This is a genomic window from Thalassospira sp. MIT1004, from assembly GCF_001858545.1.
Classification (GTDB): Bacteria; Pseudomonadota; Alphaproteobacteria; order Rhodospirillales; family Thalassospiraceae; genus Thalassospira; species Thalassospira xiamenensis.
In genome coordinates, this window is the sequence record NZ_MCAO01000040.1 from 1 (window position 1) to 534 (window position 534).

The window sequence follows — 534 nt, forward strand, 5'->3', positions numbered from 1 at the left end:
GGGAATGTTGTCGGAGATATGTTTGATCTCAGTGGATTTTCCGCTGGGAACGACCGGATGGCAACGGGAATAGAGCTTGCCGATGGCCGTTTGCTGTTGCTGATGATGAATGGTTCGAACGAGACGGTTGGCCAACTGTTTTCATCTGGTGGTCATCCTTTGGGGACATCATTTGTTGTTCGCGATTTTGTCGGAACGACGGATACGAGTGACCCGATGTATATGGGGCTTGGTGCCAAGCCAGCACTTCTTGCAGATGGCAGTATTGCGATTGTGAGTGGGCGCGAGCTTGTTGTTTATTCGATCGGATCGGATAACAGTGTCAATGAAACCAGCCGTGTTAACCTTGAGACGCTGGGCCCGGATGGCTGGAATATCGTGTCAGGCGACGTGATTGCGCTTGCCGATGGTGGTTACTTTGCGGTGTTCAACAGCCGTGAAGCCGGGGAAGCGAGTTACCATCATGTTTATGGCCAGCGCTATGATGCATCGGGGAACCCCGTTCACGGTGTTGTCGATTTTGGTGAACTGGTT

At 52.1% G+C, this 534-nt stretch carries 1 protein-coding gene; it reads left to right on the forward strand.

All coding sequences use genetic code 11. From position 1 onward, the window contains the following. Window positions 1-18: 18 nt before the first annotated feature. The coding region (locus BC440_RS14005) for a hypothetical protein (RefSeq protein WP_139192128.1) at window positions 19-534 on the forward strand (516 nt) is incomplete at its 3' end.